The sequence below is a fragment of the Furfurilactobacillus milii genome (assembly GCF_021654115.1).
GTDB lineage: Bacteria > Bacillota > Bacilli > Lactobacillales > Lactobacillaceae > Furfurilactobacillus > Furfurilactobacillus milii.
In genome coordinates, this window is the sequence record NZ_JAIWJF010000001.1 from 319,986 (window position 1) to 337,105 (window position 17,120).

Genomic DNA, 17,120 nt, shown 5'->3' on the forward strand with positions numbered 1-17,120 from the left:
CATAACAAAGGCCAGTATCTTATTAAGATGCTGGTCCTTTGTTGTACATATTTTGTACTTGATAAAAGTAAAGTTGGATATTTTAGGGTTCTTTTTATGGAATTAATTATGTTAACAATAAGAATATTTCATCTTTGCCAAAAAGCTTTTTTACCGGAAACGTGCCATCAAAGGCGTTATGTTAATTTTTTTATGAAGTGAAATAATGTAAATTACCATCTGACCTTTGCCAGCGTTGCACTATAAAATGAAACCTATGGAAACAAAGTAAATTAGTTGGATTGCATATGGAGTGATGAAAAAATGGAAAGTACATTAGTTTCGATTATGAGTAGCAATGGCATTAGTATCAGTAGACTGGCAAAAGTATCCGGTCTCACTAGAAGAACAATCGCAAATTTTCAATATAGTAAAGTCGCTCCAAGGTTATCTACGAGTGTAGCAATCATGAAGGGTTTGAGCATTTTGCACGTGCCTGGAAAACAGATGTTTGATATGTGGACAAACGGGCTAAATGAGTATCAAAAAACATCAGTATGTGAAAAAATATATGCTTTTTCACGTAGTAGACGGGAGAGACTGAATAATTTATTGCAAATGAACGGAGGAAGTCGGTTCGTCTTCTATCAAATCTATAGTTCAAACAGAAAAGTTAGCTTAGAATATAGAAACAATAACAACAGGAACATAGCTTTTGATGGAAACTTCATGGTTGAATGTGGAGTTCAAGGACTACAATTTAATGCTATAAATTTTGATTTTATGGTTAATTCATCGAAAGTGAAGCAATTCCAAGTTAAAGATAATATAAGCCGTGTAGTAAAAACACTCAAAGAATACTGTATGGAAATAGGTTTTAAACGAATGGAGTTCCATTTTCTCTGTCAAAACGCGCGTTATGAACCAGAAGCAATATATGTGAAGGACAATGGCTTAGTGGAAGAAGAGTATGTCTGGTATGTTATTCAGAAAATGGGGTTTTTACCTGATTACAATAAAAGGATTTTATATTTAGATATCGAAAATTAAGGGAGAAATAACAATGAAGACAGAACTGGAAGGTTTCAGGGTCAAGTCAGACAAACACGTAGAAGCTCAGGAATGGTTGAAGTTTCTAGCAGATAATCGGCAAGCGTTCTTGGCAACGTTACCCGCAGAAAAGATGTTAGTCGAATCAGTCTTTTCGACAATGATTGGCAATGATCTGTATTTGTGCTGGTATTCTATTCAGGGCGATAATCCAAGGCCGGTTGAGGATTCTGAGAGTGAGCTGGACAAACGGCACGTCGCATACTGGGAGGACTGTATTGATGAAAGTGTGCCGTCGCTGAAGTTTGATCATGTGGTGAACTATGTTCCGGATGAGTTGATGCAGAAAATGTCACGACTGTATGAGAATTAAAGTTTGATTGTTGCTAGTGCGTGCATGACGTCCACGGCATTTTGCATTTGCGTGTCATCGAAGGGTGCCAGCGCGTTAGCGTAAAGGTCACGCTCCGTTTGGTGCATGTCGGCGTGTAGTTTAGCAATCAGTTGACCAAGGTCGGTTACGTAAACGTAAACGGCCTTTTTATTATCCGCTTGGTGAAAACGCGTCAATAGTTCTGCTGACGCCAGCTTTTTAACGTAGCGTGAAAGCATTCCTTGTGAGAAGGGAACTTTGCCGACCAAATCTTGATAAGCCAGTGTTCGTTCAGGTGCTTCTGTCACAAAACTGAGAATTTGCATTTCCGAGTGTGTCATCTGCATTTTACGAAGTTTAGTGGCAACTTGATCAGTCAGTTGATCTTGAAAATGATCAATGGATGTTTGCCAGAAGGCTTTTTTAAAGTCTTCATGAACATCATTTAAATCGTGGATAGATTGGTATATTTGCTGCATTTGCGAGTTAGTCATGCGATGTCTCCTAAAATAAATTACCGGTAATCTATTGTATTTTAATATCAAATGGTTATACTCAATTATAAATTACTGGTAATCAATAATCAAAAAGAAAGTTGGCAATAATATGAAAGCAGCAGTTGTAAATGATTTTAAAGAGGCACCAAAAGTTAGCGTAATCGAAACGCCGAAGCCGGCCGCAAACGAACAGACGGTCCATGTTCTCGCCGCCGCGGTGTATCCCCGTGTACGTTCACAAGCAAATGGCACGCATTACACAAGCACCGGCGAATTACCGTTTGTACCAGGACTAGATGGTGTTGGGCAAACGGAGACAGGTCAGACGGGATACTTTATCGCGTCAAACGCCAAATATGGCGCACTGGCCGAGCAAACAGTGATTAATCACCACCGTTTTATTCCCTTAGGTAATGATATTGATGCAGCAAGAGTTGCAGCGGGGATGAATCCAGCAATGTCAGCTTGGATGTCAATTAAGGTTCGCGTGGGGGATTTGACGGGCAAAAAAGTCATGATTTTAGGCGCAACCGGAGCAGCTGGGCAGATGGCCGTTCAAATTAGTCGTTATCTCGGCGCAAGCGAAGTTATTGGTGTGGGTCGTAATCAAAAAAAACTTGCAGCATTATCTGAACTAGGCGCAACACAGACGATTTCACTTCGAGATGATCAGGAATCATTAAGAGCGGCGTTTACAGCAGCTGCCGATATAGATGTTGTGTTGGATTACTTATGGGGCACCGTCGCGTCCACGGCGATGAAGGTGATGTTGCCTGCACGCCATAACCACAGTCAGCAATTGCTATGGATTGAAATTGGCAGTATGAGTGGCGCCGATATGGTGCTCCCAAGCGCAGCCTTGAGATCTGTAAACTTAAATTTAGTTGGTAGTGGTCAGGGCAGTATTAATGCTAGACAATATTTAGCCGAACTACCCGAATTGGCGCGGTTAATCAGCGCTGGTCAATTCAAGATTGCCTCGACAACGATGCCATTAACAGAGTTAAATGAAACCAATTGGAATGATGCCACAAAACGTGTTGTTTATACGATGGATTAGTTATTTGAATGAATACAGGACCGCACTTTTTTTGATATTCACTTCATTCAGCAAGCTTGTTGTATTAGTCGAGGTTTTTGTGGACAAGGGTAAAGAAGTCGACGGGTAAAATCGGTATCCAGCGAATGTAGTGTAGTCAGGCAGAAACAGAGTTTCGTGAAGGTAATACTTATATGGTATGGTCTTGACCATTTAGTATTACAGGACGAGCTTGAAGACGGTGGTTTTGCGGCTTCAAGTCGAGGGCGAAGACCGTGTACTTCGGGCTGAGACCGGTCCCACGGAACGGCGTTTCAGCCTGACGAAACGACAGTTTAATTCGTTTGCAAAACACTTATCTGAAGAATAGACGAAGAGAATGTCACATCAACGTTGGTGTGGCTTTTTTTTATCGCACAAAGTTGGTATCACCACTTAATTGACACACTGAAGGTAAAAAGCTATATTGACCTTTGTAAAGCCAGGTTAAACGTTTACCCAAAAAGGAGATTTCCTCATGAAAACTTTTGATAGTAGCTGGTTTCGACTCGATGATAAGGTGGCAATCGTAACTGGCGGCGCTTCTGGACTTGGTGCGTTTTACACACAGGCGTTACTCAAGTCTGGTGCCAAAGTACTGGTTGTCAGCCGTTCACAGAAGGGTTGGTCAGAACTTAAAACATTTGCTACCGACAATCAGGCGGATGTTGCGTTTATTCAGTGCGATATTACGGCGACTGATGCGCCGCAACGAATCATGGCCGCTGTTCAATCAACGTTTGGACAACTCGATATTTTGATTAATAATGCTGGTCTACAGCGACGTGCTACCTGGGACAAATTTACGGACGAAGACTGGCGTGCCGTGATTGATGTGAATTTAAACGCGCTCTATTACTTGTCACACGCGGCAGCTAAACAGATGGCACCGCAACATCATGGCAAGATTATTAACGTCGCGTCTATGCAATCATTCAGGGCAGGTAAGTTTATTTTTCCATATACCGCTAGCAAGCACGGTGTTGTTGGTTTGACCAAGGCATATGCCGATGCTCTCGCGCCCGACAACATCCAAGTTAATGCCATCGCGCCTGGCTATATCGATACACCCATGACGAAGGCGTTGCAGAATGATTCAGAACGGAATGCAGAAATCTTAGCGCACATTCCGGCAGGTCACTGGGCGGATCCGCGGGAGCTGATGGGCGCCATCGTATTTCTCGCCAGTGAAGCGTCTAACTACATTACTGGTGCGACGATTCCAGTCGATGGTGGGTATCTCTTACGATAGAAAGGAAGACTTTATGGCAAAACGAGTTGTTGTACCGGAAAATTGGCAGCAGTCCGGCAAGGATTATTTAACTGAACATGGCATGACCCTCATTGAGGTACCAAACGAACATGCGGACACGTTGCGTCAACTGGGTGATCAGGTTGATGGTATCGTTTATATGCTTGACCCATTTACAGAGGACTTATATCAGGCATTACCGAACCTCAAGGTGATCGCTAGACATGGCGTTGGTTACGATAACATTGATCCGCAGGTAGCCGCAAAACAGGGCGTATATGTCACCATTACGCCACAGGCGAATGCATCGACGGTGGCTGAAACAACCTTGGCAGATATTTTGGCCCTATCGAAGAATCTGTTTCAGGATTCTCAACACATGCGTCAGGGTGATTCTAATTATCCGCAAACGCACCGTGGCTTTGACCTAGAAGGCAAAACACTTGGTATTTTCGGCTTTGGCAGAATCGGTCAGCTCGTGGCACAGAAGGCCAGCGCCTTAGGAATGACGATTTTATACACGAATCCGCATCCACGTGAAACAACGTTTGCTAAGCAAGTGACCTTTGATGAACTATTGCAACAATCCGATATTGTGACTTTACATGCAGCGGTGACACCGGATACGCGAAAAATTATGAATCAGCAAGCATTTGCAAAGATGAAACCTGGCGCGTCCTTAATCAATTTAGGCCGAGGTGCGCTGGTTGATGAATCAGCGTTAATCGATGCCTTAAATTCCAAACGGTTACGTGCGGCTGCTCTCGACGTTTTTGACGAGGAACCATTGCCGTTAGATAGCCCACTGTACCAATTTGATAATATCCTTCTGACGCCACACATCGCTTCAAACACAACGGAGTCGATGAATCGAATGGCGATTGGTGCTGCAAGTGAAGTGGTCCGTGTATTGAGCGGTGAACAGCCACAATGGGCGGTCAATAAGGTACAGTAAGGAGTATTCAAATGACCAAAAAACCACTTACAATCAATGACATTGCTGCGCAAGCCAGCGTTTCAAATGCCACAGTATCACGCTATCTGAACGGTCATTACGAAAAAATGTCGGCGGTCACACGGACACGCATTCAGCAGGTCATCGACACAACCGGCTTTCATTTGAATCGGCAAGCTCAGTCGCTCAAACGTCGCTCCAGTCGTCTGATTGGGATGGTCGTCGCCGATGTTGAAAATCTATTTTCGTCACTCTTATTTAAGGGTGTGGATCAAATTTTAGCGGCGGCAGGTTATCAAATCGTTTTGATGAATGCCGATAATGACCTTAAAGTTGAACGTCAACAGTTACAACGTTTGCTAGAACTGCAAGTTGATGGCATTATTTTGCAGCCCGTTAGCGCGACAGCGGCCAACTATGCATTCTTAAAACAAACGCAGCCGGTGGTTGATATTGTTGATCGCCAGTTAAGAGGTACAAACTGGCCTCAAGTCACAACGGATAATTATCGTTACTCAGCTCAGTTGACGAAGACAGTTGCCAGACGCGGCTACAATCAACTGGTTGTTGTGACGCCGCCGTTGGGCGATAACACCGCGCGTGATGACCGCTATCGGGCAGTTACTGACCTTTGTGAGGAAAAGAAGTTTAGTCAACCGCTGCAGACATTAACTGTTCAGCCGGATGCCTCAAATGCGAAGCTGTATCAGCAACTTAATGCGATACTGAAAAAACGTCTTGGTCACACGGCGCTTTATGTACTTCAGGGTCACTTGCTACTCCAAGTGATGACGGTGTTGGCCGAGAACCAGATCAAAATTCCAGAGCAAATTGGATTGGTGGCTTATGATGACTGGTCATTATCACAATTGATGCAACCTGGCATTACCACGATTCAGCAACAGCCACGAGCCATGGGCCAGCAGGTTGCGACAAACGTCCTCCGTCAACTAGCCGGTCAGTCCGTTGAACCACTCACAATGGTCGAAAGTGCACTTCATGAACGCGATTCTCTAGGCACGTTTGCCCAAAAATGACCACTCACGCAGTAAAATTGACCGCTCATTCAAATACTATTTCATTTATGATCGTTTCGACGTTTAATTAGTCTTGTTCATAAGGGAGGGATGTCCATTGAAAGTTCACGTTGAAATTGATCCGGGCTGTCAAGAACCGGAAGTCGTTATTCGCGCGGCAAACGTAAATGATGAAGTTAAACAACTTGAACAACGTTTAGTGGGCATCCACACGAGTGAAAACACCCTTGCTTGTTTTCAAGGGAACACGCAATACTTCGTTTCGCTGGATGACATTTTGTTTATTGAAACGGCTGTATGAACTAGTCGATGAATTACCTGGATTTTTCCTACAGGTTTCTAAATCAACCATCATCAATTTGCACTATGTCAGCGCGCTAAACAAATCACTATCTAGTTGTCTGGTTTCGTTTGCCGGGAGCCACAAAAAAGTTTATGCGTCACGTCGTTACACAAAACAACTACAGGAACGATTAAATGAAATGAGGTCTTTGTCATGATGAGTACGAGAGTGAAGTGGGGTCGCTGGTTCTGGGGATTATTCTTTTTAATCAGTGCAGGTTTATTATTGGCAGTTAAGATGGGCTGGTTAACCTACCAGTTCGGGGCATGGACAATCGTCGGCACGTTGGTATTGGCGGTGCTGGCAATTAAAAGTATCGCTTATTTCAGCGTTAGCGGTGTCATTTTCAGTTTAGCGTTTATGAGTATGCTGTACGCAAAACCGCTGGGTATTACTGGATTAGTGCCGTGGACCATTCTTGGCGTCGCATTGTTACTCAGCATTGGCTTATCACTTGTGCTACAACCGTTGCGTCACCGTTTCTATCGGCATCACGCTTACTTTATGGCAAACCGTTGGGCCAGTCATCATGGCCGGACGTTTCAGGGCACAACATCAACGGAAACGGATCATGAATCATCTGTCAATGTAAACGTACGCTTGGGCAATGCTGTTCGTTACGTGCAGTCTGAGGATTTTAAGCAGGCTAATATCAATGTGACGATGGGTGAAGCGAAGGTTTACTTCGATAAGGCTCAGATCAATGGTGACCAAGCGACAATTTTTTTAAACGGTAATATGGGTGAAGTAGATCTTTACGTGCCGCGGGACTGGAATGTGGATATTGAAATGGACGCCACAATGATCGACATTAACGAAAAAGGTGTGAAGCCGACTAAAACGGGTCCGGACGTCTTGATTACGGGTGCGTTTAAAATGGGTGACATTGATATTATCTATACAGATGTGCAGTAGCCACCATCGAATCAATGGGAAAAGTGCGGAGATGTGACACAAGTCCGGTTTGAGAACGAGCATTAACGTAAAACTGACCTATTCCCGAATTTGGGGAATGGGTCAGTTTTGGGTTAAGCGGAATTCTCAGGATTTTGGAGCGCGATATTGCTCATATTATTCGTCCCCAATAAACTTATGTCACAACCTCACATTTTTTTATTCACATAGATTGCATATATGGCAAAATAGTTTATTTCAATGTGGTACAGATGGGCGCAGGGATGAAGGGAAAGAAATGAACCGATAAATGTAATGAAATATTTTTAAAAGACAAAAAGCACACCGATGATTTACAAATTTCAAATTCTTTCTTACAGAAACACTTTTCATGTGAAAATAAAATGTTCTCAATAAAATGAATCGATTAAAACGCTGACATATCAAAAGTATTTCCGAAAATGGGATGGCTCAAATTGGTTGCAAAGTTGCGTACATATGCTTGAATTTATTGATTGCTTGAACTATTCTGAGTTTAATGATACTTTAATTTTTTTATATTATAAATTTTTATTCTTAGAACAACCAATAAACGATTTATCGACCAGCTTACGGATTATTTGGCTAATACATCCGTTTTTTATTGTCTCGGTAACTTTGATACGCGAAAGGGTATTGTTTTAAACCATTTTAATGAATTGTCATCCGGCTTCATTGTGAATGATGGAGCATGTCCAGCAGTGATGTATTAAACGAACCGGACAGATACTCGCTTAGATTAGATGACTAAAAGCTATTTATCTTCAATGTAGATATAAGTTAGCACGCTAACAGCAGAAATTGACTTTACCAACAGCAGACTTAGCAAAGCTTTTTTAACTTCTGTTCAAAACAACGTCTTGTAAAAAAGAGTTAAAGAGAACTGAAAGTTTCATTAGGAGAGGTAAGTCATGTTAAAAAGCAAATTTAGGCATGTAGCCGAAAAAAACCATTATAAAATGTACAAGGCAGGCAAGGCATGGGTATTTGCCAACATTATTGCCTTGAGTCTTGGCGCAGCCGTAGCTACGTCAACGACTAAGCCTGTGAAGGCTGATACAGGCAGTAACACGGATATTGAAATGCCGAGTGGTAGTTCGAATGCTCAGCAGAATAGCGCCGTGGTTCAGCCATCAACGAAGGCCAGCAGTACAAGCTCATCAACAGATTCAATAAAAACAACTGACACAAAATCAGTAGCCGCCAGTAATTCTGAGTCAAGCACTGTAACAACGACTAATGAACATGCTACCAGTGTGTCAAAATCAGAGTCTAATCAATCAAATAACAATAGTTCAACTAGCCAGAGGCCTTCTCAAGCTAGCCAGACCAATACTGTAAACACCTCGGTCGCCAACAAATTTTCGGCGGCCTCTTTGACATCAAACAATGCTGCTGAGAGTGGCACGACTGAATCCTCTCAAACAGCCTCTACTGGATCGATTGAATCAGCTAATCAAGAACAAGCGAACGCAAATGATACAACAAGCGTGGCTTCCTCAAACAATAATAGTCAAGGCGCAATGGCGATTGTGTCATCATTACAGGCTGGTAAACCGGCCAGCTCTATTTCAGCAACTAAAATTGCCGCTACAAATTCGACGCAGACAAGCGCAGTTATTAATGGTGACAGTAAAAGTGCGACTTCTCAGGTTGCACAAACTGTAACAGCACCTGCTGAAGCAGTTAGTTCTGCATTAACATCCACTGCAAACAATCGAGCTGTAGCTTATTTACCAGCTGCTACAATTGATTCTAGCCAGTTTGTTAAGGGCACAAAAGTAACTTTTAGTAATGAAGGTGGCCTAATCGTTGAGCTACCCGATGATTCTGATATCAACACGATTGAACGGACTAAAACGATACTGTCAGAAATGCATGTTAACCAGTCTATGATTGAGGTCAAAGCTGCTACTGCTGTAAGTTCGGATTATCAGGCTGGTGAAAAAGCAGCCCTAGGGGATTTACCAGATCAATTTTGGAGTGGCTCAGGATCGAGGTCTGGCGCCCCTCTTTCCGATTGGATTGGGACTAAAATTGATGCCCCCGATTATAGCGCACAGTATTCGTCTTTCCAGAAAGCAACAACGGATGCTGAGAAAAATGCAATCACTACAAACGTTGAAGCGTCAATCAATGAATGGGTAAGCGGCATACTGGCCAAGATTGACCCATCAACAATCTCGAATAGCCCCGCGTTTACATCGATCGGGAGTTTGGATTCGACTGCCTCGGCCGATGCAAAGCAAGGGTACACCGATGTGATTAAAAACTTTGTTAAAGGTGAACTCACTGCAGAGGCCTACTACCTGTGGCTAGTCAAAATTACGGCTGATACAGATAACAGCCTTTATTATGGTACTCAAGGATATAATGATGCGGGAACAGATGGAAACGGAAAAGCGTTACCACACTTTGCAACTTTACTGAATGAATTAAATAAATTTTCAACTGATACTGCATCTGATACTAATTTAATCAATGCATATAATGCCGGTCACGCGACATCCCTGTCATGGTTTACGGGTGATGGTACAGAGGACGGCAAACTTCAACAAGCCTTGGGTAGCAGTGCTGCCACGCCAGGTTTTCATAAAAACGTGTTGCTGAGTGAAATTGGCGCCGCAGGCAATGGTGAGACCAGTGCTAATAGTCAAAACTTGCAGTCAATCCAATATAATATTACTGGAGGACCAATACCTGATGCGACATTCATTGGATATCCTGCAGTTTTGCATGCGTTTGAAGGATCGGCAAACTTTCCTAAGTCAATAGCAGGAGGGACGGCCAGTTTTGATAACTTAACTGGTTTAGAGCAAACGTTAGCCACAACGGCCCTACATGCGTATTACGATGAATGGGAAGATGTAGTTAATGCTGCGTTCAAACAAGCCACGCAAGATGCATTATCTGGTAATGCTTTAGCCTTAGATTATCTTTCAACACGAACAAAAGACAACCTTGTGGTGCCACCACTTTATGCTTCAAATACGGACCAAGCTGATATTTATCTATTTGCCTATCAAACTGCTAAGGCTTATTTATCCGGTTATGAGACAAAAAATGGATTGGACTTGCCTAAATCAACGATGTATTTCGGTGCTGGGAATACATCATTGGATGCGAACAGTACTAGTGAAAATACCGTTCCGTCGCCGTTAGATTTAGCAATTAAATCGGTTCTCACTGGGCAAAATTACACCTATAGTACCGCTTCAAATGGAATCGATAATAGTAATAATGATAATAAAGTTGCGGCGATTGTTGGTTCAAATTTTCAGTCGGCTGGCTATAATAATAGTACTGATCCAAGCACTGGTAATGCTGACTGGATTGCGACTGCGGCTCAAAACGATATGTACCAGCTTGCACTTAATGTTGCCGATCAGGCCAAGACGGATTTTTTGTCTGATATCCAGCTAGCAATTAATAACAAAGATCTTTCAAAATTGGAAAATGCGGCTGATTTTCTGCCGACTGCTGCGGGCCCTGGTGCGCTTTCAAACGCTCAATACGAGTATTACAAGAATAATTCGTATGTTTACTACAAGGTCTTTAGTGCGCTCTACAATAGCTATTTCACAAATACGGACGGTACTTCAAATAACATTATTCAGAATGCAATTAAAGATGCCGACGCGTACGTGATAAAAAGTGGGGACTCCAATAATGGTCATCCAGTTGCACAAAGTTTAGCTGATGCCGAGAAAGCGACGCCTACATTGGTAGCCAAAGTTAATGACAACAACATCACTTTAAATGGGGATGTTACTTACACGGCGCCATACTCAGAGACAATTAACTCAACTGGTAAATCGGCTCCGGTGACTGGTATCACTACTATTACACCTGCTGCTGAGACAACGATTAAGAGCACTGATTTAAGTGCCGCAAATACGGCGAACGCGCAGCAAGTCATTCAAAATGCGATTAATTATGCCTATGTCCATGAGGAATCTGTCGCAATTCCGGCTTATGAAGCTGGCTATGCTGCTGTTCAAAAGAATTTAAATGTGACCCCCGCTACTGCTGATCAAGCGGTTGTTGATACGCAAAATAGTACTTATCAATTTGAAAACAAGAGTAGTGTTACGGATACCATTACTCCCGTTCTAGCAACGACTAATCCTGATGGATCAACCGTTTGGAATGCACATTATAGTAATGCTGACGGTACCACGACAGTCGTGACAGTTAACCGAGCAGCCAATCCAGCTGATCCTAAAGCAGGTGCCATCATCACGATGCAGGTAGTTGTTGACGGGACTGGCAGTACGACCACACCAGACAGTGGTGTCGTTGCGCCCGCAGCAGTCAAGCTGGACTCCGGTGCTTCGGTAACTGGTGTACAAGTTAAATATCCTAGTTTGCAGTTAAACAGCAACGTCGCTGCCGATAAAACTAATCCAAAATATACAGATGTGACACTTGCTGACAACGGTGATGGAACATTTAGTTATACGTTTGTGCGAGACGCCCAAAGTGAAATTACAACGGAGAGTACTGGCAGTCAAGTAACTAAAGATGGAACCCAAACTGGGAATGTTTATCAAGCCGGTTGGAATTATCGGAAGTCCTTTATAAGCGAAATTACTCTGAAACAGCAAACAGCTGACACTGAGTATCGCAACACAAAGGGAAGCACTGATAATGCACTGACGAATCAACAGATTTATGCTGGTTTCTTTGAGAATAATGATCAAAATGGTAAGCCAATTCCTAACGATAATGCCACTAGTTCATTGGAAATCGATCCAGTTACAGATGCTGATGGTATTGTCGACAAAACGACTAACGTGAAGACGGCTTACGGGCAATTTAAGCAAGAAAAAATCACCAATCTTGATGGTTCATATGTCAACGTGACCTTAAATACCGATGGCAGTGTCAATTACCAGGTTTACGATACTAAGGGTAAGGAATCAGCAAAGAACGCTGAGGGCACGCTTGCTGCTAATGCGTCAAAAATTGAAATTGATAATCAAGATGCCGGTCCTAACGACCTCAATTCATCCTATGTCACGATTACAAGAAGCTTGAATGATGCCATTACTGTCCACGAAATTGGTGTACAAGCAAAGATGATCAATAATTTGGATGTTGTCAATAATGGGACGACCGCCACAGCCACTGTTTCAATGGGTGCAAACGTTGAACCGTCGATGACATCGACTACCATTGTGACACCGGTAAGTGCTCTGCACCAAGGGGTTCTCTTTACCAAAGATACGATTGATCCGAAGTTTGGTGGCATTGGTATTAACAGTGTCTACGATAATAAGAAAGATACTCAAGGCAACCCCTTACCCAACACAAAGGGATTAACCTACCAAGGTACTGTTAATGGGGCGAGTGTTGATTCAACGACTACGCCAAATACGCCGGCTTATTACGGTGAACCAGAAAACACGACAACCACGATTCAGTACATTGCCACTAACGCTTCAAATTCAAAGACGGGCACTACTGCTTCAATTGATATCAGTGGGCCAACGCCTAAAGTAGTCATTAAACTTGGAACGATGACTGATCCAGTTTCTGGCACAACAGTTGTAAAATCTTCGTCAGAATTTGACCCGACTAAGACGACTGATAGTAACAGTGGCACATCAGTCTTCGATTGGTTAAAGAAAGACGGAACGTTGGGTGTTACTAATTTACCAACTAATTGGGTATATGATGACGCTACTAAGACTTTGACTTACGCGCCAACTACTGCCGCCGATAAGGCTGCGTTGATAAAGGCAATCACGGATACTAAAGACGGTAAGTACTCAATTAATTGGTCTAATTCAAGTAATCACACGGGTCCGGCGTTAATTGATCAGTACAATGACGTCATGAACATTCAGGTTGATGCGACTCTCCAGGGTCAAGCCACGATGTCACAAACGATTGATACCTCAGATTCAAAACAAGTTAATACTGATCACCAGTATACTTTCACAAATGCGGCTATTGTTGGCGCAACCAAGGCGGGTGATCCTAACGGCTTGGTTACTGACTACATTGAAAAGTGGGCTAAGTCTGACGGTACCGATTCAAAGACGTACACCGGTGCGATTAATGGAATGCCTCTACCCAAAGGTGTCAGTGCTGTTACGTTGAAGGCCAACGGGGATGTTGTCGTTACTTTTGACCCGAAGGCTGCCACCAGTAACTACAGTGCTCAAACTAAGAAAAATGACATTAAATTAGTGCTACCATTTACGGTTGATTCAACTGGTAAATATGTGCCAGCCAGCGCTGATACTGCCGATCCGATGTCGGGTTTAACGCTTGACATGACAATGGAAGCTGACGTTAAAGTATCCTATAAACCGGCTGCTGGTGGTGCTAATACAACCGTCACCCAAAATGGTCAGTCCACTAATGTCGACTATGCGGCTACTACTGCCGATCTTCAAACACCAAATACCCAGACAGGAGTGGCTTTGGGTAGTGAGTATTCCGCAACAGTTCCCGCCACCATTGCGGCTGATAAGACAGCCAACTTCGATGGGGCAACTTACAAATTAATTAACGGAACAGCAACTAACGACCCAACTGGTGTCAATATCGATAACGCCACCGTTGAGTTTGGGACAAATGACAAGACATATCTGTACGCCAAAACGGTCGGGGTTATTCAAGGCGTGACGCCAAACAAGCCAACGGTTACTGTCAACAAGACAGCCACGATTGCTGATGGTGTGACGGAAACTATTGACCTAAGCAAAGAAGCTTCAGATTATGACTGGAATACGGTTACTTTTACGCCTGACGCCAATACTTCGGATAAGTATGATGTTAAGAATGTTGTTGTGAACAAAACTGCCAAATCTGTAACCGTCACTTTTACGCCAAAAACACGCGCTGACGATCTGGACTTCATGGCTGATGCTTACGAAGATGGATTGCCACTAAACGGTTGGTTAACGGATCAAAAGACAGTAACTGGAAGCACGACACCAGTTTTGAACAATGCCTTATATGTTGAAACAAAAGCGGAACCTACTTTAGACAATTACACTAAAACTGCCACAATTGATGTGGCGAAGAGTGGTTCTGGCTATGATGCGACTGCGCACACTTACACATTTGATGTGCCAGCGAGTGCTTTGAGCACGCAAGAATTAACGTTATTAGCTCAAGGGCAAAATCTAGTACTGACGAATGCTTCTTCAGCAACTGATGTCGAAAAGGGCTATTCTTCGTACAGCTCTGACAATTGGGGCAGCGTTAAGTCTATGGCAATTTCCATGAATGCTGATGGTACAGCGCATATCGTTGCGACGTTAGATACGAGCTCGACGCCGGAAAACAGTTTACAAAATGGTGCTATTTTGCTAGCAGGTGCCAGCAGTGATTCACCGGCTGATTCTGGGATTCACTTAGCTTTGACATTGACCAACGACTTGACGCAAGACAGTACTGGCCTGCCAGCAAATGTAACAAAGCCAACTTATGCCGATATTGATGGCAAACATTGAAGAGCACTGATAGTGTCACTTCAAAGGCAGTTGCTGGATACGCTATTACAGGTGCAACCTTTAATGGCGCGCCTGTTCCAGCCTCTGAGTTAACGAACAACGCTGATGGCACGACGACTTATACCGTTACCCATGGTTGGGGTAGCAACAGCGGTTCAACGAAGGCGGATAAGCTAGTGTGGACTTATGGACCAGCCAAAGTGGCTGCTACGATTGGGGCGCAATCCAAGTTTTATGGAATGGCGGATCCAACAACACCGTATGCTGTGACAGGTTTGTCATCATGGCTGAAAGCCCCCAAAGCAGGGTGGCAAGCTGATGACTTTACAAGAACTTATGCTAAAACGAATACCGCGAAGGATCCGCGCAAAGATCCTGTGGGCGACTATGCTGTTACCCTTAGTGACCAAGGAATTAAAGATTTGCAGGCTGCTAACCCGGACTACACGATTACTGATGCTGCTGGCAAGTCGACTGTTAATAAGATTGTAGCTGGTAAGTTAACAATTAAGCCAGCGCCAATAAAGTCAACGACTAAGAATGCAACACGAGTTTATAACGGTAAATCAATTGCTGATGACAACACTAATTCAGACGGCTCAGCTTATGTACCAACCTTCTTCTTTAAGCCAGCAGATTCGACTAAATCAACAGCGGTACCAGCAGATTTGAAATTGACTGATCCGCAAGACTATAGCTACTTCTTAGCTGACGGCACAACGCCAATTGTGGCTAGTGATGCTAAGAAAGTTGGGACGTATGTTTGGAAGCTGAGCGCTGCTGGTAAAAAAGCACTTTATCAACGACTGGGCAATGCAGATGGTGAGAATCTAGATTTAGACTTCTTGTTGTCTGATGATTCGTTAGATAGCGGTGAATATACGATTACCGCTGATCCATTAGACGTTTCCGTTAATGATGGTTCTCGTGTTTACAACGGTAATGATATTGGTACAGATGCGTCGAGCACCGACAAGAAAGACTTTACCAAGATCACGTTTAAGAACAAGAAGGGTGATTCGACCCAGATTCCTGACTCAATCTCATTGGATCCTAAGACTGATTTCACTTACAAAAATGCGAAGGGAGAAATAATTCCTTACAGCTCAGTCAAGGATGCCGGCACATATACTTGGACAGTAAATGATGCAGGCAAGGCGGCCATTGCAGCTCACTTCGGTGAAGTTAAGGATGCGAATGGTAAGGTAACCCAGCAAGCCAATTTCTCTATCGATGACAGTCAATTAACTGGAAGTTGCACGATTACGCCGGTTGCAATTATTATCGGTGCTCCTACGTTGGAAAAGACGTATGACGGGAATGCTTATACCGGAACCGACAATGTTGCGAAAATTACTGGTCAACCGGCTAACGGTACAGCATTGAAGTACTCAATGACTGACATCAGTAATGACAAAGATGTCGGCACTTACACGATAACTATTATGGCGACTGGGAGTGACAACCCTGATTACACAATCACGGTTACGGCTGGTTCGTTGAAGATCGACCCGCGGACTTCGACAACGACACCGCCAAGTACACCGACAAATCCGGGAAATCCTAATAAACCCAGTGGCAATCAACCTGAGACGCCTAATGTACAGCAGCACACTTCGGTAACGCCAAATCATTCGGGACAAACACCTGCACAAACGGCTGTCCCGACGATTCCAGCTAAAACTGACCCACATTCACAAACGGCAACGCCTAGTGTTCCAGCTGAAGTGACACCTGTACAAACAAGTGCTTTGACTAAAGTCACACCCGTACCAGCGGCTACTTCGATTGTTCCACGTGTAACAATGACAATCAATGCACGACCTATCGCTATGCCATTTATTACTCGAACAGTAAGAGAGTTAGCTGCACCAATTGTCGCAACTCAAAAAACGACACGAAGAGCACCTTCAAAAGAGAATGCTTTGCCAAATACTGGTGAGCAGAATTCGAATGTAGCGTTGATTATTGGCATTACTCTCTTCACTAATTGTTTAATATTTGCGGCTGTTCGCAAACTTAGACGTGAGCGTAGCTAAAGCTTGTGGAATGGCTTTTAGCGAACTAGATTTAAACAAGAACGACGATTCTTAAAAAATTAAGGATCGTCGTTTTATTTTGTCAATTTTGCCTAACCATTGGGAAAACTAT

The 17,120-nt window shown here is 43.4% G+C and carries 12 protein-coding genes; 11 read left to right on the top strand and 1 reads right to left on the bottom strand.

Annotated features, from left to right (window positions below):
- Positions 1–303 precede the first annotated feature (303 nt).
- Both LDK34_RS01350 and LDK34_RS01355 read left to right on the top strand, forming a co-directional pair.
- Positions 304–1,029, top strand: coding sequence for a hypothetical protein (locus tag LDK34_RS01350; protein ID WP_236941266.1), 726 nt, complete (start codon positions 304–306; stop codon positions 1,027–1,029).
- A 13-nt stretch (positions 1,030–1,042) separates the two neighbouring features.
- The gene (locus LDK34_RS01355) at positions 1,043–1,402 is read left to right on the top strand and encodes a DUF6176 family protein (protein ID WP_236941267.1); all 360 of its coding nucleotides are present in this window, start codon (positions 1,043–1,045) and stop codon (positions 1,400–1,402) included.
- Here LDK34_RS01355 and LDK34_RS01360 read toward each other — a convergent pair.
- Positions 1,399–1,896 (bottom strand): MarR family winged helix-turn-helix transcriptional regulator, encoded by a 498-nt coding sequence (locus LDK34_RS01360; RefSeq protein ID WP_236941268.1) that lies wholly within the window; start codon positions 1,894–1,896, stop codon positions 1,399–1,401. The genes LDK34_RS01355 and LDK34_RS01360 overlap by 4 nt on opposite strands.
- Before the next feature lie 112 nt (positions 1,897–2,008).
- Here LDK34_RS01360 and LDK34_RS01365 point away from each other — a divergent pair, with 112 nt between their 5' ends.
- From LDK34_RS01365 to LDK34_RS01400, 9 genes are all read left to right on the top strand, one after another.
- The gene (locus LDK34_RS01365) at positions 2,009–2,959 is read left to right on the top strand and encodes a quinone oxidoreductase family protein (protein ID WP_236941269.1); all 951 of its coding nucleotides are present in this window, start codon (positions 2,009–2,011) and stop codon (positions 2,957–2,959) included.
- A gap of 496 nt (positions 2,960–3,455) precedes the next feature.
- The gene (locus tag LDK34_RS01370) at positions 3,456–4,229 is read left to right on the top strand and encodes a glucose 1-dehydrogenase (RefSeq protein ID WP_236941270.1); all 774 of its coding nucleotides are present in this window, start codon (positions 3,456–3,458) and stop codon (positions 4,227–4,229) included.
- A gap of 13 nt (positions 4,230–4,242) precedes the next feature.
- Complete coding sequence (locus LDK34_RS01375) at positions 4,243–5,184, top strand: phosphoglycerate dehydrogenase (RefSeq protein ID WP_236941271.1); 942 nt, start codon at positions 4,243–4,245, stop codon at positions 5,182–5,184.
- Between the two features lie 11 nt (positions 5,185–5,195).
- Complete coding sequence (locus tag LDK34_RS01380; protein ID WP_236941272.1) at positions 5,196–6,221, top strand: LacI family DNA-binding transcriptional regulator; 1,026 nt, start codon at positions 5,196–5,198, stop codon at positions 6,219–6,221.
- 97 nt (positions 6,222–6,318) lie between these two features.
- Positions 6,319–6,522: a hypothetical protein gene (locus tag LDK34_RS01385; protein ID WP_236941273.1), complete on the top strand. Its 204-nt coding sequence runs from the start codon at positions 6,319–6,321 to the stop codon at positions 6,520–6,522.
- Complete coding sequence (locus tag LDK34_RS12670) at positions 6,491–6,721, top strand: LytTR family DNA-binding domain-containing protein (protein ID WP_431190212.1); 231 nt, start codon at positions 6,491–6,493, stop codon at positions 6,719–6,721. Before LDK34_RS01385 ends, LDK34_RS12670 begins: the two co-directional genes overlap by 32 nt.
- Entirely contained in the window at positions 6,718–7,479 is a 762-nt protein-coding gene (locus LDK34_RS01390; RefSeq protein ID WP_236941274.1) for a LiaF transmembrane domain-containing protein, read from the top strand. Before LDK34_RS12670 ends, LDK34_RS01390 begins: the two co-directional genes overlap by 4 nt.
- A 929-nt stretch (positions 7,480–8,408) precedes the next feature.
- On the top strand, positions 8,409–14,969 hold the full coding sequence (locus LDK34_RS01395) for a KxYKxGKxW signal peptide domain-containing protein (RefSeq protein WP_236941275.1): 6,561 nt from the start codon (positions 8,409–8,411) through the stop codon (positions 14,967–14,969).
- On the top strand, positions 14,966–17,008 hold the full coding sequence (locus LDK34_RS01400) for an MBG domain-containing protein (RefSeq protein WP_236941276.1): 2,043 nt from the start codon (positions 14,966–14,968) through the stop codon (positions 17,006–17,008). The genes LDK34_RS01395 and LDK34_RS01400 overlap by 4 nt, the downstream gene beginning before the upstream one ends.
- Positions 17,009–17,120 lie beyond the last annotated feature (112 nt).

Coding starts and splice junctions, on each gene's coding strand:
- LDK34_RS01355 (WP_236941267.1), top strand. CDS start 1,043: ATGAAGACAGAACTGGAAGGTTTCAGGGTCAAGTCAGACAAACACGTA.
- LDK34_RS01360 (WP_236941268.1), bottom strand. CDS start 1,896: ATGACTAACTCGCAAATGCAGCAAATATACCAATCTATCCACGATTTA.
- LDK34_RS01365 (WP_236941269.1), top strand. CDS start 2,009: ATGAAAGCAGCAGTTGTAAATGATTTTAAAGAGGCACCAAAAGTTAGC.
- LDK34_RS01370 (WP_236941270.1), top strand. CDS start 3,456: ATGAAAACTTTTGATAGTAGCTGGTTTCGACTCGATGATAAGGTGGCA.
- LDK34_RS01380 (WP_236941272.1), top strand. CDS start 5,196: ATGACCAAAAAACCACTTACAATCAATGACATTGCTGCGCAAGCCAGC.
- LDK34_RS01375 (WP_236941271.1), top strand. CDS start 4,243: ATGGCAAAACGAGTTGTTGTACCGGAAAATTGGCAGCAGTCCGGCAAG.
- LDK34_RS12670 (WP_431190212.1), top strand. CDS start 6,491: ATGACATTTTGTTTATTGAAACGGCTGTATGAACTAGTCGATGAATTA.
- LDK34_RS01350 (WP_236941266.1), top strand. CDS start 304: ATGGAAAGTACATTAGTTTCGATTATGAGTAGCAATGGCATTAGTATC.
- LDK34_RS01390 (WP_236941274.1), top strand. CDS start 6,718: ATGATGAGTACGAGAGTGAAGTGGGGTCGCTGGTTCTGGGGATTATTC.
- LDK34_RS01395 (WP_236941275.1), top strand. CDS start 8,409: ATGTTAAAAAGCAAATTTAGGCATGTAGCCGAAAAAAACCATTATAAA.